General features: G+C 69.6%; 18 protein-coding genes, 1 tRNA gene and 1 pseudogene. 11 read left to right on the forward strand and 9 right to left on the reverse strand.

What is annotated here, in order from left to right:
• Positions 1–70: 70 nt before the first annotated feature.
• Positions 71–3,388: an efflux RND transporter permease subunit gene (locus tag ACFHWT_RS04750; protein WP_416593323.1), complete on the reverse strand. Its 3,318-nt coding sequence runs from the start codon at positions 3,386–3,388 to the stop codon at positions 71–73.
• A 150-nt stretch (positions 3,389–3,538) separates the two neighbouring features.
• On the opposite strand from ACFHWT_RS04750, the gene ACFHWT_RS04755 reads away from it, so the two are divergent.
• Entirely contained in the window at positions 3,539–4,063 is a 525-nt protein-coding gene (locus ACFHWT_RS04755) for a MarR family winged helix-turn-helix transcriptional regulator (protein ID WP_282232116.1), read from the forward strand.
• Here the strand turns inward: ACFHWT_RS04755 and thrC are convergent.
• The 4 genes from thrC to argS form a co-directional block, all read right to left on the reverse strand.
• Positions 4,031–5,080 carry a threonine synthase gene (gene thrC / locus ACFHWT_RS04760; protein WP_416593324.1) on the reverse strand — a complete coding sequence of 350 codons (1,050 nt, stop codon included), beginning with the start codon at positions 5,078–5,080 and terminating at the stop codon, positions 4,031–4,033. The two genes, ACFHWT_RS04755 and thrC, sit on opposite strands and share 33 nt — an antisense overlap.
• Before the next feature lie 41 nt (positions 5,081–5,121).
• Positions 5,122–6,426 (reverse strand): homoserine dehydrogenase, encoded by a 1,305-nt coding sequence (locus ACFHWT_RS04765; RefSeq protein WP_416593346.1) that lies wholly within the window; start codon positions 6,424–6,426, stop codon positions 5,122–5,124.
• A gap of 65 nt (positions 6,427–6,491) precedes the next feature.
• Complete coding sequence (lysA, locus tag ACFHWT_RS04770) at positions 6,492–7,877, reverse strand: diaminopimelate decarboxylase (protein WP_416593325.1); 1,386 nt, start codon at positions 7,875–7,877, stop codon at positions 6,492–6,494.
• Between the two features lie 54 nt (positions 7,878–7,931).
• A complete protein-coding gene (gene argS / locus ACFHWT_RS04775; RefSeq protein WP_416593326.1) occupies positions 7,932–9,596 on the reverse strand; it encodes an arginine--tRNA ligase in 1,665 nt (554 codons plus the stop codon).
• A 105-nt stretch (positions 9,597–9,701) separates the two neighbouring features.
• Between argS and ACFHWT_RS04780 the strand changes: the two genes are divergently transcribed.
• Both ACFHWT_RS04780 and ACFHWT_RS04785 read left to right on the forward strand, forming a co-directional pair.
• Complete coding sequence (locus ACFHWT_RS04780) at positions 9,702–10,559, forward strand: DUF3105 domain-containing protein (protein ID WP_416593327.1); 858 nt, start codon at positions 9,702–9,704, stop codon at positions 10,557–10,559.
• A gap of 1 nt (position 10,560) precedes the next feature.
• On the forward strand, positions 10,561–11,220 hold the full coding sequence (locus tag ACFHWT_RS04785; RefSeq protein ID WP_416593328.1) for a DUF305 domain-containing protein: 660 nt from the start codon (positions 10,561–10,563) through the stop codon (positions 11,218–11,220).
• Between the two features lie 82 nt (positions 11,221–11,302).
• Here ACFHWT_RS04785 and ACFHWT_RS04790 read toward each other — a convergent pair whose 3' ends face one another.
• The gene (locus tag ACFHWT_RS04790) at positions 11,303–12,112 is read right to left on the reverse strand and encodes an AfsR/SARP family transcriptional regulator (RefSeq protein ID WP_416593329.1); all 810 of its coding nucleotides are present in this window, start codon (positions 12,110–12,112) and stop codon (positions 11,303–11,305) included.
• A gap of 227 nt (positions 12,113–12,339) precedes the next feature.
• Here ACFHWT_RS04790 and ACFHWT_RS04795 point away from each other — a divergent pair, with 227 nt between their 5' ends.
• The 6 genes from ACFHWT_RS04795 (at position 12,340) to ACFHWT_RS04820 (ending at position 16,878) form a co-directional block, all read left to right on the forward strand.
• A complete protein-coding gene (locus ACFHWT_RS04795) occupies positions 12,340–12,756 on the forward strand; it encodes a hypothetical protein (protein ID WP_416593330.1) in 417 nt (138 codons plus the stop codon).
• Between the two features lie 275 nt (positions 12,757–13,031).
• Complete coding sequence (locus ACFHWT_RS04800) at positions 13,032–13,727, forward strand: winged helix-turn-helix domain-containing protein (RefSeq protein WP_416593331.1); 696 nt, start codon at positions 13,032–13,034, stop codon at positions 13,725–13,727.
• Positions 13,728–13,840: 113 nt separating this feature from the next.
• Positions 13,841–13,912, forward strand: a tRNA-Arg gene (locus ACFHWT_RS04805).
• Positions 13,913–14,221: 309 nt separating this feature from the next.
• Positions 14,222–15,004: a GntR family transcriptional regulator gene (locus ACFHWT_RS04810; RefSeq protein WP_416593332.1), complete on the forward strand. Its 783-nt coding sequence runs from the start codon at positions 14,222–14,224 to the stop codon at positions 15,002–15,004.
• 12 nt (positions 15,005–15,016) lie between these two features.
• A complete protein-coding gene (locus ACFHWT_RS04815; protein ID WP_416593333.1) occupies positions 15,017–15,940 on the forward strand; it encodes a DMT family transporter in 924 nt (307 codons plus the stop codon).
• A complete protein-coding gene (locus ACFHWT_RS04820) occupies positions 15,937–16,878 on the forward strand; it encodes a UTRA domain-containing protein (protein ID WP_416593334.1) in 942 nt (313 codons plus the stop codon). Before ACFHWT_RS04815 ends, ACFHWT_RS04820 begins: the two co-directional genes overlap by 4 nt.
• A gap of 235 nt (positions 16,879–17,113) precedes the next feature.
• Here ACFHWT_RS04820 and ACFHWT_RS04825 read toward each other — a convergent pair whose 3' ends face one another.
• Positions 17,114–17,320: a hypothetical protein gene (locus ACFHWT_RS04825; protein ID WP_416593335.1), complete on the reverse strand. Its 207-nt coding sequence runs from the start codon at positions 17,318–17,320 to the stop codon at positions 17,114–17,116.
• Between the two features lie 187 nt (positions 17,321–17,507).
• Here ACFHWT_RS04825 and ACFHWT_RS04830 point away from each other — a divergent pair, with 187 nt between their 5' ends.
• Together ACFHWT_RS04830 and fxlM are read left to right on the forward strand one after the other, a co-directional pair.
• Positions 17,508–17,909, forward strand: a complete 402-nt coding sequence (locus ACFHWT_RS04830; RefSeq protein ID WP_416593347.1) for a thiopeptide-type bacteriocin biosynthesis protein — start codon at positions 17,508–17,510, stop codon at positions 17,907–17,909.
• A gap of 10 nt (positions 17,910–17,919) precedes the next feature.
• Positions 17,920–19,137, forward strand: coding sequence for a methyltransferase, FxLD system (fxlM, locus tag ACFHWT_RS04835; protein ID WP_416593336.1), 1,218 nt, complete (start codon positions 17,920–17,922; stop codon positions 19,135–19,137).
• A gap of 67 nt (positions 19,138–19,204) precedes the next feature.
• Here fxlM and ACFHWT_RS04840 read toward each other — a convergent pair whose 3' ends face one another.
• Complete coding sequence (locus tag ACFHWT_RS04840; RefSeq protein ID WP_416593337.1) at positions 19,205–19,600, reverse strand: hypothetical protein; 396 nt, start codon at positions 19,598–19,600, stop codon at positions 19,205–19,207.
• Between the two features lie 355 nt (positions 19,601–19,955).
• Positions 19,956–20,243: pseudogene (locus ACFHWT_RS04845) on the reverse strand (hypothetical protein); the annotation flags it as partial.

A 20,243-nucleotide genomic window follows, 5' to 3' on the forward strand; every position in this document is an offset into this window, starting at 1 on the left:
AGTGGACGAAGTGTGATCTGCGCGACGGGTTGTCGCGGGGGTCCCCGGGGCACCGGGGACCCCCGCTCGGTCACTTCTCCGCCGGCGGATCCGTCGGCGGCAGCGGCGACGTGCGGCTCTTCGGCAGCTTCAGCACCTCGAACTGGTCGGTGCCGTCGACCAGCGCCGCCGACGGGCGGGCCGGCGGCGCGGCCACCGGCGACGTACGGCCGGCGGCGTCGGAGCCGTTACGGCCATCCGCTGCGTCGCCGCCGGTGCCTCGTTCGGTGCCGGTGCCGACACCCGACGGCCGGTCCGGTGCCGCAGCGACGTCACCCGCGTCGCCGGCCGGGCCCGCCGACCGGCGGGCGACCCGGCGCTGCCGCAGCCGATCCTTGGTGCCCTCGACCATGGTGTAGAGCGTCGGCACCAGCACCAGGGTGAGCAGCGTCGAGCTGAACAGGCCACCGATCACCACGATCGCCAACGGCTGACCGATGAAGCCGGCCACCCCGGTCAGGCCGAGCGCCATCGGCGTCAACGCGCAGATGGTGGCGATCGCGGTCATCAGGATCGGCCGCAGCCGACGCCGGCCGCCCTCGACCACCGCCTGGGACACGCTCATCCCCTGCTCGCGGTACTGGTTGATCAGGTCCATCAGCACGATCGCGTTGGTCACCACGATGCCGACCAGCATCAACGCGCCGATCAGCGCCGGCACACCCATCGGCGTACCGGTGACGACCAGCAGACCGATCGCGCCGGTCGCCGCGAACGGCACCGACACCAGCAGGATCAGCGGCTGGATCAGGCTGCGGAACGTCGCCACCATGATCACGAAGACGATGGCGATCGCGGCGAGTAGGGCCAACCCGAGGTCGGCGAACGCCTCCGCCTGGTCGGCGCTGACCCCACCGATGGTGTAAGTGGCGCCGGCCGGCAGCCGCAGCTCCTCGAGCCGATCCTCGAGCTGCGCGCTGGTCCGCCCGACGTTGGAGCCGGTCGCGGTGCCGGTGACAGTGGCACTGCGTTCGCCGTCCACCCGGTTGATCTGCACCGGCCCGCTGACCTCGACGATGTCGGCGAAGGCTGCGAGGGTCGCCGGCCCGACCGGCAACGCCGCCAACTCCTCGGCCGAGGTCACCCGGGCGCTCGGGCTGAGCACCACGTCCAGCCGGTCGCCGTCGATGGTGACCTGTCCCAGCGGGCTGCCGCGGAAGGCTTGGGCGACGAGTTGCCCGAGCGCGGCCTCGTTCAGCCCGGCCTGAGCTGCCGCCGCGCGGTCGATCTGCACCTGCAGCCGGGTCACGTCCTCGGACAGGGTGCTGGTGACGTCGGCGACGTCCGGAGTCTGCGACATCGCGGCCCGGACCCGCTCCGCGGCGGTGGCCAGATCGTCCGGGTCGTTGGCCTGCACGATGACCTGCAGCTGGTTGGCGCTCCCGCCACCGGGCCCGCCGTCGGCCGCCCCGAGCGTGATCTCGCCCAGGCCGTCGCGGCCGGCGAACTCGTCCCGCAACTGCTGCTGCACGGCGATGTTGTCGGTGTCCTCGGTCAGGCTGATCGAGTAGCTGGCCGTGGTGTTGCCGCCGCCACCGGCGAACGGGTTGCTGCTCGCGCCGATCGACACCTGGTAGGACTCGATTCCGTCGGTCCGCGCGAGGACCCGCTCCACCGAGATGGCGGCCCGGTCGACGGCGGCCAGGCTGGTGCCCGCCGGCAACTCCTGCCGCATGCTCAGGGTGTCCTGGCCGGCGTCGTCGATGAAGTTGGTCTCCAGCCGGGTGCTCAGCGCGAACGTGCCGAGCAGCACCGCCAGCCCGATGCCGACGGTGGCCCACCGCCGGGTGGTGGCGAACCGGATCACCGGCAGGTAGCCGCGCTGCAACGGGTTGCGCAGCTCCTTGGCTTCGGCCTCCTGCCGGACCTGCTCCAGGTCGGTGCCGGCGGCGGCCGGCTTGAGGAACCAGTAGGCGAGCACCGGGATGATGGTGAGCGAGACCAGCAGCGAAGCGAGCAGCGCGACGGTCACCGTGATGGCGAACGGCGCGAACAGCTGGCCGACGAACCCGCCGACGATCGCGATCGGGGCGAAGACTGCGACGGTCGCCAGGGTCGACGAGGTGACCGCACCGGCCACCTCCCGGACCCCGGTCAGGATCGCGGTACGCCGGTCCTCGCCGTACTCGAGATGTCGTTTGATGTTCTCCAGCACCACGATCGAGTCGTCCACCACGCGGCCGACCGAGATGGTCAGCGCGCCGAGGGTGAGCAGGTTGAGCGAGTATTCGCCGATCCACAGGGCGATCAGCGCGATCAGCACCGACAGCGGGATGGAGACCGCGGTGACCACGGTGGACCGTACCGACAGCAGGAAGATCAGGATGACCAGCACCGCCATCACCAGGCCGAGCATGCCTTCGGTGGTGAGCGCCTCGATCGAGCGTTCCACGAACGGCGCCTGGTCGAACACCACGATCAGTTCGGTGTCGGCGGCCGCGCCAAGCTCGTCGAGCCGGTCCCGGATCTCGTGCGAGATGCCGACCGCGTCGCCGTCGGGGCCGGCGGTCACCGCGATCCCGAGGCTGTCCGCGCCGTTGGTTCTGGTGATCGAGGTGGCGGGAGCGGTCTGCTCGCTGATCTCGGCGACGTCGCCGAGCCGCACCGACGGCCGGCCGGACGCGGTGAGGTAGATCCCGGCGAGGTCGCTCAGTGAATCGATCCTGGTGCCGACCTGGACGGTCAGGCTCTCGTCGCCGTCGGTGAGGGAGCCGGCCGGGATGGTGACGCCGTTGACCCGCAGGGCGTTGCCGATCGCGCTCGGGTCGAGACCGGCGGAGGCCAGCGCGGCGTAGTCGGGGGTGATCGAGACGATCTGTTCACCGGCGCCGGTGACGTCGACGGCGCGTACCCCATCGATTGCTTCCAGCTCGGGCAGCACGACCTCGTCCAGACGTCCGGCGAGCCCCGGTCCACCGGCGCCGGTGGCGGCGAGCACCACAGCCGGCAGGTCATCGGTGCTGCCGGCAAAGACGGCCGGTTCCACACCGTCGGGCAGCTGAATCCGGTTGATCGAGGTCTCCAGCTCGTTCACGGCGCTGGTCAGGTCGGTGCCGAAGGCGAACTCGACCTGCACGGTGGCGAAGCTCTCGCTGGAGGTGGAGGTGACGTTCTCGAGGTCGGCGACGCCCGAGATGGCGTTCTCGATGGGCTCGGTCACCTGCGATTCGACGATCTCCGGTGCCGCGCCGGGGTAAACCGCGCTGACGAAGGCGGCCGGGAACTCCAACGAAGGCAGAAGTTGCTGTTTGAGCGTCGGGATGGTGACGGCGCCGAAGATCGTGATCACGACCGCGACGAGCGCCACGAGCCCTCGGTTGGCGAGGCTGAGTCTGGCGAGCAACGACATGTGCGGGCTCACTCCTGGAAGAGTCCGGCGGCGGAACGACGGGAATTGTTCGGCCAAGGCTAACAGTTAGCGTCACGCGAAGTTGTTGGGATATCGTCTGCGCACGGCGGGCGGCCGGCCCACCACCGTGCCGGACCAGAGGGAGCGCAGGTGGCCCAGCGGGACGAACTGATCGACCAGATCACGGCGACCAGCCGCCGGCTGCAGGTCCTGTTCGCCTCCGACCGTTCCGACCCGCTGTTCGACTCACACCTCACCGTGCCGCAGCTGAAGATACTGCTCCTGCTCTACCTGCGTGGCAGCGCCTCGGGACAGGAGCTCAGCCAGGTGCTCGGGGTACGGATGGCCACGGTCAGCGGAATCGTGGACCGACTCGCGGCCCACCGGCTGGTCGGCCGCCGGGAGGACCCCGGGGACCGGCGGGTCCGCCGGATCGAGCTGACCGACGACGGGCGGCAGCTGATGGACCGGATCGTCACCGCCGGCACCGACCGCCAGGCCCGGCTGTTGGCCCGGCTGGACACCGACGAGCTGCGTACCGTAGCCGTCGCGACCCGGCTGCTGGTCGACGCCGCGGAAGCGGACCTGGCCGAAACCGACACGGCTCAGGTCGAGCCGCGTCACACCCGACCGGCGCCGTCCTCAGGCCAGGTCGAGAGCACGGGCCGCGAGTAGCGGATCATTGCCGATGGTGGTCGGCGCCGGAGCGGTGGAAATCGCCCACTCCGGGTCCTTCAGACCGTGCCCGGTGACCGTGCAGACCACGGTGGCACCGGCCGGTACTTTGCCGGCGGCGGCGGCCTGCAGCAGCCCGGCGACGCTGGCCGCGCTGGCCAGCTCGACGAAGGCCCCGACCTCCCGGGCCAGCAGCCGGTACGCCGCCAGGATGTCCCGGTCGGTGACCGCGTCGATCAGACCCCCCGAGGCGTCCCGGGCGTCGAGGGCCTTGGTCCAGCTCGCCGGGTTGCCGATCCGGATCGCGGTGGCGATCGTCGACGGCTGGCGGACCACTTCACCGGAGACGATCGGGGCGGCACCCGACGCCTGGAAGCCGTACATCTTCGGGGCACGGGTGGCGTTGCCGGCCTCGACGTCTTCCAGGTAGCCCATCCAGTACGCGCTGATGTTGCCGGCGTTGCCGACCGGCAGGCAGTGGATGTCCGGGGCGTCACCGAGCCCGGCGACGATCTCGAACGCGGCGGTCTTCTGCCCGTGCAGCCGGAAAATGTTCACCGAGTTGACCAGTGCCACCGGGTAGTCCTGGGCCAGCTTGGCCGCCATCGACAGGCAGTCGTCGAAGTTGCCGTCGACCTGCAGCAGCCGGGCCCCGTGCACCAGCGCCTGGGCCAACTTGCCGAGCGCGATCTTGCCCTGCGGCACGAGCACCGCGCAGGTCAGGCCGGCGCGGGCGGCGTACGCGGCGGCCGACGCGCTGGTGTTGCCGGTGGAGGCACAGATGATCGCCTTGTTGCCCTCCTCGACCGCCTTGGAGACCGCCATCGTCATGCCCCGGTCCTTGAACGACCCGGTCGGGTTGGCCCCCTCGACCTTGAGGTAGACGTCGGCACCGACCCGGGCGGAGAGCACCGGAGCCGGAAGCAGCGGCGTGTTGCCCTCGTAGAGGGTGATCACCGGCGTGGCGTCGGTGACCGGCAACCGGTCCCGGTACGCCTCGATCAGACCCCGCCACATGACAATCCTCCTCGGTTCGCGCCGGCACAGCGTACCGGCGACTACTGGCCGCCCTCGACCCGCAGCACACTGGCGATGGAACGGACGACGTCCAGGCCGCGCAGCTCCCCGACGGTGGCCGCGAGGGCGGCGTCCGGCGCCCGGTGGGTGACGATCACCAGGCTGGCGTCGGTGTCCCGGCCGGACTGGCGCACGGTGGCGATCGACACGTCGTGCCGGGCGAACACCCCGGCGACGGCGGCCAGCACACCGGCCCGGTCGGCCACGTCGAGGCTGATGTGGTAGCGGGTGACCGCCTCCCCCATCGGCCGGATCGGCAGGTCGGCGTAGGCGGACTCACTGGCCGTGTGCACCCCGGCGAGCCGGTTGCGGGCCACCGCGACGATGTCGCCGAGCACCGCGCTGGCGGTCGGCGCCCCGCCGGCACCCCGCCCGTAGAACATCAGCTGCCCGGCCGCGACCGCCTCGACGAAGACCGCGTTGAACGCGTCGCCGACGCTGGCCAGCGGGTGGCTGCGCGGGATCATCGCCGGATGCACCCGGACGCTGACCGACTCGGCACCGTCGGCACCCGGGCCACGCTCGGCGATGCAGAGCAGCTTGATGGTGCAGCCCATCGCCTTGGCGCTGGCCATGTCGGCGGCGCTGACCTCGGTGATCCCCTCGCGGTGCACGTCGTCGGCGCCGACCCGGGTGTGGAAGGCCAGCGAGGCCAGGATGGCGGCCTTGGCCGCGGCGTCGAACCCCTCCACGTCGGCGGTCGGGTCGGCCTCGGCGTACCCGAGCGCGGTCGCCTCCTCCAACGCCTCGGTGAACCCGGCCCCGGTGGCGTCCATCGCGGAGAGGATGAAGTTGGTGGTGCCGTTGACGATGCCGGTGACCCGGGTGATCGAGTCACCGTGCAGCGAATCGCGCAACGGACGCAGCAGCGGGATGGCACCGGCCACCGACGCCTCGTAGAACAGGTCGGCACCGCCCTCGGCGGCGGCGTCGTGCAGGGTGCCGCCGTCCTCGGCGAGCAGCGCCTTGTTGGCGGTGACCGCGCTCTTGCCGCTGCGCAGCGCCTCGACCAGCCAGGTCCGGGCCGGTTCGATGCCGCCGACCACCTCGACCACCACGTCGACGTCGTCCCGCTTGACCAGGCCCAGCGCGTCGGTGGTGAACAGCGCCGGGTCGACCGGCAGGTCGCCCCGGGTCCGGTTGGGCCGCCGGACGGCGATGCCGGCGATCTCGATCGGTGCCCCGACCCGGGCGGCGAGGTCGGCGGCCTGCTCGTGCAGCAGCCGCACCACCTCGGAGCCCACCGTGCCGCAGCCCAGCAACGCCAGCCGTACCGGCTTACCCATGCTCACCCCACACCTCGCGACCGCGCAGCAAGCGCGCTATCCACGTCGTCCCGGCGCCTGCGGCGCTATCCCACGTCCAGTGCCAGCAGATCGGCCTCGGTCTCCCGACGGACGATCACCCGGGCCGCTCCGTCACGGACCGCGATCACCGGCGGCCGGGGCACATGGTTGTAGTTGCTCGCCATGCTCCGGCAGTACGCCCCCGTGCCCGGCACCGCGAGAAGATCTCCCGGCTGCACGTCGGCGGGCAGGAATTCATCCTTCACCACGATGTCCCCGGACTCACAATGCTTTCCCACGACGCGGGCGAGGATCGGCGCCGCCGTCGACGCCCGGGAGGCCACCGTCGCCGAGTAGGAGGCGTCGTACAGTGCGGTCCGGATGTTGTCGCTCATCCCGCCGTCGACGCTGACGTAGCTTCGGATGCCGTCGACGTCCTTGACCGTCCCGACCTGGTAGAGGGTGAACACCGCCGGTCCGATGATCGCCCGGCCCGGCTCGACCGAAACGTGCGGCACGGCCAGCCGCAAAGCCTCGCACTCGCTGTCCACGATCTTGTTCATCCGCTTGGCCAGGTCGTGGGCCGGCGCCGGGTCGTCCTGGGTGGTGTAGGCGATGCCGAACCCGCCGCCGAGGTCCAGCTCGGGCAGCTCGACGCCGCGTGCGTCGCGGATCTGCGCCTGCAACGCCAGCACCCGCCGCGCGGACACCTCGAAGCCGCCGGCGTCGAAGATCTGCGAACCGATGTGCGAGTGCAGCCCACGCAGCTCCAGCACACCCTCGTCGAGAATCCGGGCGGCCGCCTCGAACGCCGCGCCGCCGGCCAGCGAGAAGCCGAACTTCTGGTCCTCGTGGGCGGTGGCGATGAACTCGTGGGTGTGCGCCTCGACCCCGACGGTGACCCGGACCAGCACCTTCGGCCGGACCCCCCGGTCACGGGCCAGGGTGGTCAGCCGGTCGATCTCGTCGAACGAGTCGACGATGATCCGACCCACCCCGGCGTCGAGGGCCCGGGTCAGCTCGGCGACGCTCTTGTTGTTGCCGTGCAGGCCGATCCGCTCCGGCGGCATCCCGGCCGACAGCGCGACGGCCAGCTCACCGCCGGTGCAGACATCCAGGTGCAGGCCCTCCTCGGCGATGATCCGCACCACCGCCCGGCACAGGAACGCCTTGCCGGCGTAGTAGACGTCCTGGCCGGCGAAGGCGGCCCGGAAGTCGCGGCAGCGGGCCCGCAGGTCGTCCTCGTCGAGCAGGTACGCCGGGGTGCCGTACTCGGCGGCCAGCTCCCGCACGTCCCGGCCGCCGACGGTGATCGCCCCGGCGTCCGCCCGGGTCACCGTCCGCGGCCACAGCTGCGGCAGCAGGATGTTGACGTCATCGGGGGTACGCAGCCAGCCCGGCCCCCGGCTGCCGAGGTCACCGTGCAGGGCCCCGGCCTCGTGTGCGCGCACGGCGCTACCGTCCTTCGTCGTTCATGGATCTGGGTCTGGGTACGTCGGCCGGGGTCACATCCGCTCGGGCGCCGAGACGCCGAGCAGGTCGAGGCCGTTGGCGATCACCGTACGGGTCGCGTCGTTGAGCCACAGCCGGGCCCGGTGCCGGTCGGTGATCTCCTCGTCGCCGAGCGGCATGATCCGGCACTTGTCGTAGAACCGGTGGTACGCCCCGGCCAGCTCCTCAAGGTAGCGGGCGATCCGGTGCGGCTCGCGCAGCTCAGCGGCGGAGGCGACCACGGCGGGGAACTCGCCGAGCGCCTTGAGCAGCTCGTTCTCCTTCTCATGGTCGAGCAGCTCGGGCCGGAATTCGTCCGCTTCGCCCCGGGTCAGCCCCACTTCGGCGGCGTTGCGGGCCACGCTGGCGGTCCGGGCGGCGACGTACTGCACGTAGAAGACCGGGTTGTCGTTCTTGGCCCGGGTCCACCGCTCCACGTCGATGTCGATCGGCGAGTCGGACGAGTAGCGGGCCAGCGCGTACCGGGCGGCGTCCACGCCGATCGCCTCGACCAGGTCCTCCAGGGTGACCACGGTGCCGGCCCGCTTGGACATCCGCACCGGCGTCCCCTCGCGCACCAGGTTCACCAGCTGCCCGATCAGGATCTCCAGGGTCTGATCCGGGTCGTCGCCGAAGCAGGCCGCCATCGCCCGCAGCCGGCCGATGTAGCCGTGGTGGTCGGCACCGAGCATGATCACGACCTGGTCGAAGCCGCGCTCCCGCTTGTCCAGGTAGTAGGCGCAGTCGGCGGCGAAGTAGGTCCATTCGCCGTTGGACTTGCGCAGCACCCGGTCCTTGTCGTCGCCGAAGTCGGTGCTGCGCAGCCAGGTCGCGCCGTCGCGCTGGTAGGTGCGCCCCTGCTCGCCCAGCCGGGTCAACGCCAGCTCCAGCTCGCCCCGGGCGTGCAGGTCCTTCTCGTTGAAGTACGTGTCGAAGTGCACCCCGAACCCGGCCAGCGACGCCTTGATCTCGTCGAACATCAACGCCACGCCCTCGACCCGGAACAGCTCCCGGGCGGCGTCGTCGTCGAGGTCACGGACCTCGGGGTGTTTGGCGGCCACGGCACCGGCGATGTCGGCGATGTACGCCCCGCCGTACCCGTCCTCGGGCGCCGCCTCGCCCCGCGCGGCGGCGAGCAGTGAGTTGGCGAACCGGTCGATCTGGGAGCCGGCGTCGTTGAAGTAGTACTCGGTGCCGACGTCGGCCCCGGTGGCCCGCAGGATCCGGGCGAGCGCGTCACCGACGGCCGCCCAGCGGGTGCCACCGAGGTGCACCGGGCCGGTCGGGTTGGCCGAGACGAACTCCAGGTTGAGCCGGCGGCCGGTCAGGCGGGTGCTGTGGCCGTACTCCCGGCCGGCCAGGACCACGGTGCGGGCCAGCGCCCCGGCGGCGGCCGAGTCGAGTCGGATGTTCAGGAAGCCCGGCCCGGCGATCTCCACCGAGGCAATCCCGTCGGCCTCGCTGAGCGCGCCGGCCAGCGCGGCGGCCAGCTCACGTGGGGCGGTGCCGACCCGCTTCGCCAGTTGCAACGCCAGGTTCGAGGCGTAGTCGCCGTGGTCTGGGTTGCGCGGACGCTCGACGGTGACCACGTCGGGGAGTAAGGATAGATCGAGGTCACGGTCGACGAAGACCGACCGGGCCGCGGCGCGGACGAGCTCAGCGAGATTGGCGGGAGTCACCAAAGCATGTTACCGGGGGTAGACTCGTGGCCTTGGCGGCGACCCTCACCTGCTGTGTCCCCGCTGAATGCCCCTTGACCGACCGACCTGACGAGGCACCACACCATGAGCATCAGCACCCAGGGTGGCGACAACCGCAACCCCTCCGTGGTCAGCACCGGCAAGCCGGCGGCCGGCGGCAAGCCCCGGACCGACGATAAGGCCGCGGGCAAGCCGGCGAAGGGCAAACCGGCGAGCGGCCGGGGCGGTGGTGCCACGGCCGCCCGGACCGCTGGCGGCAAGACCAGCGGCAAGGCCGGCAAGGGCGGCCGCAAGCCGCTCAAACCGGTCAAGGTCACCCAGGAGCGCAATTGGGGGCCGATTGCGCTGATGGTCGGCGTCGGGGTGCTGGCCACCGCGATCATCGGGTACGGGGCCTACGCCGTATCCCAAAATGCCCGCTCTTGGCAGGACCGCGCCGCCGGCATCGAAGGCATCGTCAACTTCCGCGAGACGGACCCGGAGAGCATCAGCAACCAGGAGCACCGGTCCGGCAAGATCGAATATCCGCATAGTCCGCCAGTCGGCGGCCCGCACAACAACACCTGGCAGCGCTGCCTCGGCGACGTCTACGACGCGCCGATCGCCAACGAGCACGCGCTGCACAGCCTGGAGCACGGTGCGGTCTGGCTCACCTACCGTCCGGACCTGCCGGCGGCCGACGTGGAGCAGCTGGCCAGCGTGATCCGCGGCAACGACTTCATGCTGATGAGCCCGTACGAGGGCCTCGACCGCCCGATCTCCATCCAGGCGTGGGGGTATCAGCTCAAGGTCGACAACGCCGACGACCCACGGATCAAGGAATTCGCCACCGTGCTGGCGCAGAACGCCTCGATGGAGCCGGGCGTGCCCTGCTCGTCCGGCAACTACACCACCGGCATCGGCACCGAGCCGCGCGAGATGCAACCGTCGATGGGCGGCTGATATGCCCACCACAGCGCAGAAACCGCCGGTGTCGGAGCGGACGGAGGCGGCGGCGGAACCTCGCCCGGCCTCCCGGACGCTGCGATACCTGACCCTGGCCATGGCCGCGTTGCTGCTGCTCGGCGTCGGCTGGACGGTCGCGACGTTGGCCGCCGGGCGCACCCCGGGCGAAAACTCGGCCGAGGCTGGTTTCGCTCGGGACATGTCCCGCCACCACGCACAGGCGGTGGAGATGGCAATGGTCGCGTACGCCAAGGGGCAGGATCCGGCGATCAGGCAGCTCGGCTACGACATGGCCCTGACCCAGCAGGCCCAGATCGGTCATATGCAGCGCTGGTTGCAGGAGTGGGACCTGTTGCCGACCGGCTCCCGTCCGGCCATGGAGTGGATGCCCGATGGCGTGGGGGTGGACGCGAACGGGTTGATGCCCGGCATGGCCACCCGCGAGGAGATCATCCGGTTGTACGAGGCAGAGGGCGCCGAGGTCGACCGCCTGTTCATCGAGCTAATGATCAAGCACCACATCGGCGGCGTCCACATGGCCGATGGTGTGCTGGATGCCTCCGACCGCGCGGAGGTGGTCCGAATGGCTGAGGCGATGAAACAGGCGCAGCAGAAGGAGATCAACGAGCTGCGCAAGCTCCAGGAGCCTAACGGCTGAGCGACAGGTACTCCGGGTAGACGCGAGGCTGGCGGCCACTGGTCCGCCGGGCAGTGGCTGCCGCCGCCGACCAGTCCTACGCTCAGAGCAAGGTTTGCCAACCGTCGATCCGCACCGGCGACGTTGGCGCGCTGCCGTCTCGCCGCCTTCCGGGGATCTCCTGGCGCAGCACACTCAGGTGGGCGGCGCTCAGTCCCGACCCGGGCTCCAGACCCAACTCCTCTGCGAGCCGGGACTTCACTTCCTGGTAGACCTTTAGGGCCTGCACCTGCTGACCGGCCCCGGCCAGAGCGAGGACCAACTGCGCCGCCAGACGCTCCCGAAGCGGATTCGCACTGACCAACGCGGACAGCTCCGGGACGAGAGAGGCGTGCCGGCCGAGACTCAACTCGATGTCCGCCAAGTCCTCGATTGCCGCCAGGCGCTGTTGCTCCAGGGCCGCAGAAGCAGCTGCGACGAAGGCGCCGTTGGCGCCGCCGAGCGGCGCTCCCCGCCACAGCACCAGTGCCGAACGGAGCTGGTCGGCTGCCTCCTCGGACCGCCCGGCGTAGTGGGACGACCGGGCGTGGCTGACCCGTTGGACGAAATCCTCATGGTCCAGCTCGCCGTTCGCCACCGCCATTCGGTAGCCGCCGGCCTCGCTGACCAGCGGTCCGTCCGCCGGGTTGGCCGCGATGGCCCGCCGGAGTGCGGAGACGCACGCCTGCACCTGTAGCCGGGCACTCCGCGGTTGGGTATGTGCCCACACGGCATCGATTACCTGGTCAGTGGAGACCACCCGGTTGGCGTTGAGCAGCAGATAAGCGAGCACAGCTCGCTGTCGGGGCCGGATACGGTGCACCTGTCGGTCGGCCCTGTATACCTCTACCGGCCCCAGAAGTTTCCACTTCATCCTGCCCCCGTAGCCCGAAGTGATCACGTTCTCACATTACAAAGGCCAGAGTAGCGCGTCATCGATGTCGACCACTTTCCCGCACGACAGGCAGGCCACCACCCGGGTACCCGGATGATCGCGCATAGCGAACGCATAGCAACCGCGCAGCCGACTCCGACAGACTCCTCTAGGGACGATCGACCGAGAGTCCCGATGCAGGCAGTGGCTAGTCGAAGGGAACCAGCATGATCAAAAAATTGGGCCGGCACCTCGCTGTGATCGCACTCGTCGTGGGCGGCACAACCGTGATCGCCGCGTCACCAGCGCTCGCCGTCGGCGGCTGCGCCCCGGCCCACCCGACGGTCTCGGCGTGCATCGACCACGGCTCGTACGGCAGCAACGCACGAGCCGACTTCTACTTCAACCGGACCCCCGACAGCAGCTACTACTACTACTCGGTGTGGATCCAGGTCAACGGCACCTGGCACCAGAAGGTCGACCAGGCACGCCTGACCAGTTCGGGACGCTGGTGCTGCTGGTACCAGTCCGTCTCAAGCACGCCGCCTAGCTACAAGACCATCCGGAGCAGGGTCACTATTTACCAGTACAACGGGATGCCGCACGTCACATCCGACAGCCCGGCCTACACGATCTACGCCTGATCTTCACACCGCGCGGCGGTTCGCGCGCCAGGCCGCTGGTACCGGCCGGTGCCTGACCGCCGCGCGGTCCGTGCACTCTCCCATGCCTTCGATGGTTGAGCATCCTTCCGAGGAGTACACAGCCCCTCGGAGCCGAGATGCCGGAAGGACGGATCATGACAATACTCCCATTATAGACTATAAACCTACTTAAGCCGCTTTGCCGGACTCTACGGTTCCAGACGTTTTCTAGCCAGATATCGCTACCGTCCTGATACAGCCTCGTTGGTCCTAGCGTGGGGGCACTTCTTAGCGATACTCGGAGATCGATCACGAGCTGGTGCCGACGGCACACGCTCGGCGGTGACGGCGCGGTGGCGGCCCGCCGTCGCGGATCACCCACCGGTGACGCTGGCGGGCTGACACCGGAGCAGGAACTCAAGCTGATCGACCTGTTGCGGGGCCGATGGCCGGAGGACCACGCGCTGGACGACGAACTGTGGAGCCGGCGTACCGTCGCGACGCTGATCGAGCGGCGGTTCGGGCTGACGCTGAGCCCGACCGACGTCGGTCACTATCTGGACGCCTGGGGGCTGGCGCCCCGGCAGCCGGAGCAACGCGCTTGCGGGCTCTGCGTCGACGCGGTCAACGAGTGGGTGGAGCGGGTCTACCCGACGGTGCTGCGGGCGGCCCGGGAGCACCGGACGGACCTGTGGTGGCTCGGGCGGACCCGGTTGCACGGGACCACCCCGGCCGCCGACGTGCTGTCGGCCGCCTCGGTACGCGGCCAGACCCGGTTCATGGTCCTGACCCCGTCGGTCGATCCGCCGCTGCCGCGCGAGTTCCTGCTGCGGCTGTGCGGACCGGACCGGCGCGGGGTGCATCTCGTGGTGGACGGCTCCTGGGCCAGCTCCGAGCTGCCCCGCCGGCTACCTCGGACCATCGTCACGCACCTGCTGCCGAGCTGCGCCCGCCCGGCCCGGCCAGCCTGAGCAACTCTCGCATCCCGGCGGGCGACCGGACCACCGCGCCGGTTGGGACCGGACACGGCGGATACCGATTCGGCGACCCGGTCCTGGGTTTGCTAATCTTCCTGGGTCGCTGAGCCCCCGTAGCTCAGGGGATAGAGCACCGCCCTCCGGAGGCGGGAGCGCAGGTTCGAATCCTGCCGGGGGCACCCTTCCTGACCTGCACGACAAGGCCGCTGACCAGAGCAAGCCCAGTCAGCGACCTTCATCGTCTGTCCGGCTGTGTCCGGCCGTCACCGGCCCTTGGCGAGCATCTGTGCCGAATACGTGCCGAAGTTCGGCACGGTCTCAGCCGTGGCCCAGCGCCCGTTCGATGCGCTGCCGTACTCCTAGCCTCAGAAGTGAAGTAACTGGCTTGAGCCAGTTTGGGGAGCGTGGCGAACGCTTGTCAAGTACTGGCTTGAGCCAGTTGCGGTAGGATGGGAGGTGATGGGACCACCAGTGACGGGCAGGCAGACATGGACGAGCCGACCAGCGTCGACAAGCGACCACCCAGCCGACGGATAGCCGATGACCTGCGCCTGAGCATCCAGGCGGGCGAGTTGGCATCTGGTGACAAGCTGCCATCGGAGCGGGACCTTGCCGCCTGCTACGGCACGGCACGCAACACCGCCAGGGAAGCGATCAGCATCCTGCAAGGGGAGGGCCTGGTCGTCGCGCAGCACGGGCGCGGCGTCTACGTCCGCCCCAACCGGCCCCTGATGCGCCTCGGAGCCAACCGCTACTCCCGCCGGCTCCGTGACGAAACGGGACTGTCGCCGTTCCGCGTCGAGGTCACGAAACAGGGCCGCGTTCCCCAGACCGAATGCCGGTCGGTCACCCGCGACCAGCCTCCGCCGGACGTCGCCGAACGCCTCGGCGTCGACGCGAGCACCGCGACCGTCATCCGGCGGGAGAACTGGTACTTCGCCGATGACGAGCCGGTGCAGGTGGGCGTGACCTACATCCCCGTCGACGTCGCCGGCGGATCGCCACTGGCGGCCGAGCGGACCCTCGGCAAGGGCAGCATCTACGCCAGGTTCGAAGAACTCGGCCACCGGATCACCCGCATCCGCGAGGAGATCTCGGCGAGGATGCCGTACCACGATGAGTCGACCGGGTTGGGGATGCCGCCCGGCGTCCCGGTCATCGAGGTGCTGCACACCAGCTTCGACGAGCAGCACACCCCGTTCGAGGTCACCAGGTTCGTGATGCGCGGTGACCTGAACGGCCTGGACTACGACATGCCCGTAGAGGACTGACAGGACCGTCTGATGAGTCGAGGCAGTCTCGTCCGGCTGGTGATGCTCGCGTTCCTGTGGGGGTCAGGATTTCTCTGGATCAAGCTGGCGCTACGCGGCTTCACCCCGGTGCAGATCGTCCTTGTCCGTCTGGCCCTCGGTGCACTGGTGCTGATCCCCGTGGCCCTGCACCGGGGGCTGCGGTTCCCTACCGACCGGACAACATGGGGGCATCTGTTCGTCGCGGCGCTGGTCGCCAACGCCATCCCGTACACCCTGTTCGGTATCGGTGAACAGACCGTTGACTCCGGTGTCGCCGGGGTACTCAACGCCACCACGCCCCTGTGGACGGCGCTGATCGCCTTCGCTGTCGGGACCGACCGCACGGCGACGTGGTCACGGGGAGCCGGACTGACCCTCGGCTTCGTCGGCGCGGTGGTCATCTTCACCCCGTGGGAGTCGGCGAGCCAGGTCGCCAGCTGGGGAGGGCTGGCGATCCTGGGGGCGTCCGCCAGCTACGGAGTCTCCTACGTCTACATGGGTAGGTTCCTCACCACCCGGGGAATTCCGCCGATCATGCTGTCGGCCACGCAACTCGCCGCCGGAACGATCCTGATGATCCTGGCCCTGCCCCTCGGCGGACTGACCGCCCCTGATTTCCGCTTGGACGCGGTGGTCAGCCTGCTGATCCTGGGTGTCCTCGGCACCGGGGCCGCCTACGTGCTCAACTACCGGCTCATCACCGACGACGGCCCTACCCTCGCGTCCACGGTCACGTACCTGCTGCCGGTCGTCGCGGTGATCCTCGGATCCCTGGTCGTCGACGAGCAGGTGACGGCGTCCATGGTCCTCGGCATGCTCCTGGTCCTGGCGGGCGTCGCGCTGGTGCAGCGCCGAACCGCACGCGACCGGCCCAGCGTGCCGGATCCTCTGCCGGCAGGAAGGAAGCGGGGATGATCGTCGTCGACCCGGACTTTGTCCGGCTGATGCGCCGACTCCGGCAGGAACACGGGATGTCGTTCCGGGACCTGGCGAAGAAGGCGTACTTCTCGCGCTCGTACCTGTGGGAGATCGAGAACGGCAAGAAACAGCCCAGCCTGCACCTCGTAAAGGCGTTGGACACCTGCCTCAACGCCGAAGGTCAGCTCATCCGGCTCGTGACCACCGCCCCGGACGACCAGGAAACGCCACCCCTGTCCCGATCCGGGTCGTCCGGCGACGGCCCGGACCACGACGTCGAACCGTGGCGAACGCATCCGACGTGGCCCGCGCCGGTGGGTGGACCAGCTCTCGTCAACGAATCCCAGTGGGCGCAAGTCGCCATCATGCTCTACGACGTCTTCGTCCGCAGCCGGCCACCGCTCAAACGGCTCGGACCAGACCGGTACGCCTCCCTACGGCGGCAAGACCTGACACCGTTCGCTGTCGAGGCCGCCATGCAGGGCCGCGCACCACATGTCGAATGCCGCGCCGTATCCTGCCAGGAAGCGCCGAGCGACGTAGCCGCCCTGCTCTCCCTGAACCTGGACGACGCCGTCGTTCTCCGAGAGAACCGGTACCTTGCCGACGGCGAACCTGTCCAACTCGGCCACACCTACTTGCCCACGAGCGTCGTTGGAACGTCAGCCCTCGCGACCGATCGTGATCTAGGACCAGGCGGAACCTTCGCAGCCCTCGAACGGCTCGGATACCGGACAGCACGAATCAGAGAACAGGTCACCGCCCGGTTCCCGACCCGTCACGAGGCAGCGGCGCTGAACCTCCCGCCCGGCGTGCCCGTGATCGTGCTGCTCCACGCCTCCTTCGACTCCGCTGGCTTCCCGTTCGAAGCGACCCGCTACATCATGCGTTCCGACGCCATGGCGGTTCAGTACATGGCGACGATCGCTGCCTGACTACATGCGCATCCGGTAACACCGACCAGCGTGTCCGCCATCCTTTTTGCAAGCAATCGGCAAACAACTTTCCATAGACCGCGATCTGCTCCGTCGGGCAGCCTGATGACGGCGGTCGGCGCCGGTCGAACAACGTGGGCTAGTGAAGTGCATTACTTCCGCTAGCTAGCCCTCCCGCAGATCACCGTTGCGGTGCGGCTGGGCTGGCCGCCTCCTATGGCATAGGAGGAGAGTCTTACTCGGAAAGTGGTTTCAGCGCCAGGACATGCCGATCGACGTCGTATACCCGGTACCAGGCCAGCGCCGATACACCGACCGAAGCATGCCGCCCGACCGACGTCCAGCCACCCGTCAGGACCGAGCGCAGCGGCGTGGCGGCAACGCCGGCCGGCACTATCTGCCATGAACCGGCTATCGCGGCGAACCTGTCCACGAGCCGCACCGACCATCCTGGCAATGCGCGGTATGCCCGGACGGCGTGCCCTGGCCACGCCCGCCCGGACGGGTACAGCTGGCAGAGGCGTACGTCGGGGCACCTATCGCACTCTCCGTCGATGTTGCCGAGCTAATGCCCCCTGGCCATCGCCTTCTGGTTCATCCGTAATAGCGAGACGTGGCGGCTGCGACTACTGCCCGGCGACCGGCTCGCCCAGGTTGATGCCCTCCTCGCCTCCATCACCGACGACGACCGCATCCGCAGTGTCACCGAGCCCGTCTACCGGCCCGAGGCGTACGCCTTCGGCGGGGACCAGGCCATGACGATCGCCCGCACCCTCTTCCACTCCGACAGCCGCCATGTCCTCGGCCGCCTCGCCACCGCCGGCGGCACCCATCGGCGTGGATTCGGCGTCCTACTCGCCACTCGCCTCATGCGCGCAGCCGGACTGGAATTCTCCGGACAGTGCGGCGTCTGGCGGCTTCTCGCCTCGCGCCGGCACCTGGCTGCTCGCGACGGCGGCCGTGACCGTCACCTTCCACTACCCGTTCGACACCCCATCCGGCTATCAACCCGCCGCCAAGATCGGAAGTAGGGTCAACGCAGTGAACACATCCCAAACCGCATCGGGAACGTCGAGTGCCGCGACGCTGCGCGAACAACTCGTCAGCACGCTCGAACAGCGCGGCCACATCCGCTCCGCCCCCGTCGCGCACGCATTCCGTACGGTCCCCCGCGAGCAGTTCCTCCCCGGCGTCGACCTGGAAACCGTGTACACCCGCCGCCAGATCGTCACCAGCCGGAACCCCAGCGGTGCTGCGTTGTCGTCCGCGTCGAGCCCCAGCCTCGTCGCGGACATGCTCGAACAACTCGCCCCACAACCCGGCCACCGCGTCCTGGAGATCGGCGCGGCCACCGGCATCAACGCCGCCCTGCTCGCCGAGCTGACCAACCCCGGCGGCACGGTCGTCACCATCGAACTCGACCAGGACCTCGCCGACGGCGCCCGCGCCGGCCTCGACCGCGCCGGCTACGACACCGTCGAGGTGATCTGCGGCGACGGAGCCCTCGGCGACTCCGATCATTCGCCCTACGACCGGATCATCGTCACAGCCGGAGCCTGGGATATCTCCGCTGCCTGGTGGGAACAACTCGCCGACCACGGCCGCATCGTCGTGCCCCTGCGCGTGCACGAGAGCGGCCTGACCCGGTGCTTCGCCTTCGACCGCACCAGCCCCCACCAGTTGGTGAGCACCACGACGCCGCTGGTCTGCGGATTCGTCCCCATGCGCGGCAGCGCCGAACACACCGACCACCACGTACGCCTCAACGCCGACGTGGTCCTCAAACTCGACGCCACCGACCAACCCGACCGCGCCGCCCTCGCCAGCACCCTCAGCCACCCCCGGCTCGAACGCTGGACCGGCATCCAGGTCACCGACGACGACCCCGTCGGCCACCTCGACCTGTGGCTCCTCGCGCACGCCAACCGGCCGTTCGGTCGCCTCGGCGTCGGCGACACCGCCCGCACCAGCGGACTGGTTACCCCCGCCTACCGGTGGGCCGGTGCCGCCATCTACCACGGCGGCACCATCGCCTACCTCGCCTTCCAAGAGACCGGCGACGGCCACCACGAACTCGGCGCGATCGCCCATGGACCGGACGCCAACACGCTCGCCACCGACCTGACCAACCTGCTCGCCCAATGGGACGCCGCAGACCGCCCCAACCAGCCCACCGTCACCGCCCACCGCGCAGGAACCCGACCCGCCGGACGCGACGACATGAGCCGATCCGACACCATCCTCACGATCTCCTTCTGACCGCATCCAGGCTCGGGGAAGTGCACTGTCCCGCCCTGGTGCCCCAGGGACGAACGCAGCTAAGACGTCACGCACGACCGGGACGCACCTCGTTGCCCACAAACGACCGCCCGCCAAACCACTGGACGCTCGGGTAGACCGACTCGTCAGGCTCGCCCAGACCGCACACTGCGAGAGCGATCCGGACAAGGCGTCCATGGTGTTCAACGGAGCGGCCCTCGCCGCCTCCGACTGCGGCGACCCCCGTCTTGCCCGCGCCTGGTGCCGCCGCCACGCGAGCATCTACCTCAACCGAGCCCTGCTGGACGGCTACACGGCCCGCTTCGCTCTCGAACCAGTCGTCAACCTCGCTCGCCTGCGCATTCGTGACGGCGACGGCGACGACGCGTACCGCCTCCTCACCCACCTGTACGCGGCCATCGTCGGCGGCAGTCCCGCTCTTCTGGACGACCTGGAGATACATCCTCGACAGCTTCCCGCTGATCCCGAAGTACTCAACCAGATCATCAGTTGGCTGCGCACCGCACCAACCACGGCGGGGGCAGCGACCATTTGCAGGTCTGTGACATGCCCCGTCGGGGGCACCTCGCAGACCTGCGCGGTGCCGGTCAGGCGCTGCCGTGCTTCGCTCGCACTGATGGACATGGTTGCTCTCCTTCCAGCCGGTACACGAATCCCGTACCGCTGTCGTACCGGATTCTTGTACGACTTTGCTGCTGGATAGCAACGTGCGCTGGATGCCGAGCCTGGCCGCGGCAGGGACCTGCCCGTCACGTACCCAAACCTCGGCCGGAACCCGCTCGGGCAGCGTCGCCTGCTTACGGCGGCGGGTAGAACATGCCCTGCGCGGTCACCGACGGACTGGCCGCCGACTCGTTGCCGGCGGCGTCGACGGCGACCACCGTGTACGTGTGCCAGGTCGCCCCGCCCACCGCCAGCGTCAGCTGAGTCCCGTCGGTCGCGCCGACGACGGTCGCGCCCTCGTACACCCGGTAACTGACGGCGGGCTCGCCTCCGGTGGAGGCAGACCACACCAGGGTGAGCCGAGCGTCGGTGGGCCAGTTGCCGGGGGCGTTGCCGGTCACCTCGAGCGACGCCGGTGCCGC

It is taken from the genome of Micromonospora sp. LOL_021 (assembly GCF_048060215.1).
Classification (GTDB): domain Bacteria; phylum Actinomycetota; class Actinomycetes; order Mycobacteriales; family Micromonosporaceae; genus Micromonospora_E.

Excerpts from the sequence above, each read along its gene's own strand:
- ACFHWT_RS04750 (WP_416593323.1), bottom strand. The coding sequence starts at position 3,388 with ATGTCGTTGCTCGCCAGACTCAGCCTCGCCAACCGAGGGCTCGTGGCG.
- thrC (WP_416593324.1), bottom strand. The coding sequence starts at position 5,080 with ATGTGGCGGGGTCTGATCGAGGCGTACCGGGACCGGTTGCCGGTCACC.
- ACFHWT_RS04765 (WP_416593346.1), bottom strand. The coding sequence starts at position 6,426 with ATGGGTAAGCCGGTACGGCTGGCGTTGCTGGGCTGCGGCACGGTGGGC.
- ACFHWT_RS04780 (WP_416593327.1), top strand. The coding sequence starts at position 9,702 with ATGAGCATCAGCACCCAGGGTGGCGACAACCGCAACCCCTCCGTGGTC.
- ACFHWT_RS04785 (WP_416593328.1), top strand. The coding sequence starts at position 10,561 with ATGCCCACCACAGCGCAGAAACCGCCGGTGTCGGAGCGGACGGAGGCG.
- ACFHWT_RS04790 (WP_416593329.1), bottom strand. The coding sequence starts at position 12,112 with ATGAAGTGGAAACTTCTGGGGCCGGTAGAGGTATACAGGGCCGACCGA.
- ACFHWT_RS04795 (WP_416593330.1), top strand. The coding sequence starts at position 12,340 with ATGATCAAAAAATTGGGCCGGCACCTCGCTGTGATCGCACTCGTCGTG.
- ACFHWT_RS04810 (WP_416593332.1), top strand. The coding sequence starts at position 14,222 with ATGGACGAGCCGACCAGCGTCGACAAGCGACCACCCAGCCGACGGATA.
- ACFHWT_RS04815 (WP_416593333.1), top strand. The coding sequence starts at position 15,017 with ATGAGTCGAGGCAGTCTCGTCCGGCTGGTGATGCTCGCGTTCCTGTGG.
- ACFHWT_RS04820 (WP_416593334.1), top strand. The coding sequence starts at position 15,937 with ATGATCGTCGTCGACCCGGACTTTGTCCGGCTGATGCGCCGACTCCGG.
- ACFHWT_RS04840 (WP_416593337.1), bottom strand. The coding sequence starts at position 19,600 with ATGTATCTCCAGGTCGTCCAGAAGAGCGGGACTGCCGCCGACGATGGC.